Below are 2,186 nucleotides of genomic sequence, written 5' to 3' on the forward strand. Positions count from 1 at the left end.
GGGTGATGTCTCTATTCTTGTAAGTATAGTATACTTATATTTATCTGCTTCATCAGCGAAAAAAACAATCTGTCCGGTAGCTGCACCTGGTGAGGCAGGTAATCCCTGTGCAATGATATCATCTTTGTTTAATCGACTCTGGTCGAATACAGGGTGCAGTAATTCATCCAATTTATTTGGTTCGATACGCATTAGGGCCTCTTTTTCATCAATCTGACCTTCTCTTAAAAGATCCACAGCAATTTTAACCATTGCAGCACCTGTTCTTTTGCCATTTCTGGTTTGAAGTATCCAAAGTTTACCTTCCTGTATGGTAAACTCCATATCCTGCATATCGCGATAATGTTTTTCCAGAGTTTCCTGGTAGTCATCCAATTCAGAATAAATGGCAGGCATAAGTTCTTCCAATGAAGGGTAATTTTTGGCCCTTTCAATTTCTTCTATCTGAGCAAGTTTTGCCCATCGCTCCGAACCTAATTTTGTTATTTGCTGTGGGGTTCTGACGCCGGCTACAACGTCTTCGCCCTGAGCATCAATAAGGTATTCACCATTAAAAACGTTTTCACCGGTTCCGGCATCTCTTGTAAAACAAACCCCGGTTCCTGAATTATCTCCCATGTTACCGTAAACCATGGCCTGTACATTAACAGCTGTTCCCCAATCTGCAGGGTAGCCGTGCATTTTCCGATAATAAATAGCTCTGTCCCCGTTCCAGCTATCGAATACAGCCATAATAGCACCCCACAATTGATCCCATGGATCTAACGGAAAATCTTTACCTGTTCGTTTTTTTACCGCATCCTTAAAGTCATAAACCAAATCCTGTAAATCCTGTATGGTAAACTGAGTATCTAATTCTATACTTCGCTTATCCTTCAGATGTTCCATTATTTCCTCAAAAGGATCTATATCTTCTTTAGTTTCCGGTTTCATTCCAAGAACAACCCCGCCATACATTTGAATAAAACGACGATAGGAATCCCATGCGAAGCGTTCATTATTTGTCTTTTTTACTAATCCGGGGATCACATCATCATTCAGACCAAGGTTCAATACCGTATCCATCATACCCGGCATGGAAACACGGGCTCCAGAGCGAACAGAAATTAACAGTGGATTTTCGGTATCCCCAAATTTAGCTCCCATAATATCCTCAATATTCTTAATGGACGCCTTAACTTCTTTCTTTATATTTTGTATTACCTGTTCCTTACCAAATTCGTTATACTCTGTGCAAACCTCTGTAGTAATTGTAAAACCGGGAGGTACGGGAATACCTATTGCACTCATTTCTGCAAGATTTGCACCTTTGCCGCCCAACAGGTTTTTCATTTTACTGTTTCCATCTGCTGTTTTATTTCCAAACCTGTAGACTCTAGCTTTTACTTCGGACATTGTTTCCATGAGAATATTTAGTTTAATATAATTTGACACCGAAATTAGGTCCATTATTGCTTCAATTTTATGACAAATGTCATACTTCTGGCAAGGAGAAGACTTATGTAATTATTGTTACAGACAGGTTAAGAATGTATCAATCACAAAATCGTGAAAATAAAGTCCGTGATTAAGGACATTTCGGATGCATTTTTAATAACATTAATCGCAAAAGTATTCTAACTTTTCTTTCACGTTTTTTGAATATAATGTGCCCTAATTCAATTAACAGTTTAATTCCCCATCCTTCGGAGCTTAAAGTCACTTAAACTTTTCATTTAGGAATTAGGCAGATTTTGGTAATTCTCGGATCAATGACCCGGGTAGAAACCTGACGGTTTTCGTTCACTCTAATTTTAAGTCAATAAATAGTAAGCTTATGCAGCGGCTTAATTTGAATATTTCTTTACAAGATAATTCCAATGAAATTTCTTAAACAATTTTATACTCAAGTATAATTTTAGTCTTTTAGTTTTAAGTTTCTTTTTAAACTTAATAGCAGAATTATTAAAATATGCCGTAGTACTATAAAAAGTATCTTTTCCCTCTTGCTTTAGCACTTCATAGCTGCGATACCTGAGGTAAGGAGCTAAATTTTTCCCTCTGAACTCTTCGAACGTAAACATATTTAATAAATATGCTTCATTGCCTTTTAACTCAAAAAGTCTATCGAGCAATCTAAAATCTTTAAATTCAATACACATAAATGCGGCAACATTACCCGCGTGTTTTAATCCAATGCATTTTTC

Annotated in this window: 2 protein-coding genes; both read right to left on the reverse strand. The window is 36.9% G+C overall.

Features of this window, described 5'->3' with window-relative positions:
- On the reverse strand, positions 1 to 1,449 hold a 1,449-nt coding region (locus tag Q0X89_RS10585; RefSeq protein ID WP_367177042.1), incomplete at its 3' end, for a PEP/pyruvate-binding domain-containing protein.
- Positions 1,450 to 1,826: 377 nt separating this feature from the next.
- Positions 1,827 to 2,186: GNAT family N-acetyltransferase (locus Q0X89_RS10590; protein WP_297693912.1), on the reverse strand; the 360-nt coding region annotated here is incomplete at its 5' end.

It is taken from the genome of uncultured Eudoraea sp., from assembly GCF_947258525.1.
Lineage (GTDB): Bacteria > Bacteroidota > Bacteroidia > Flavobacteriales > Flavobacteriaceae > Eudoraea.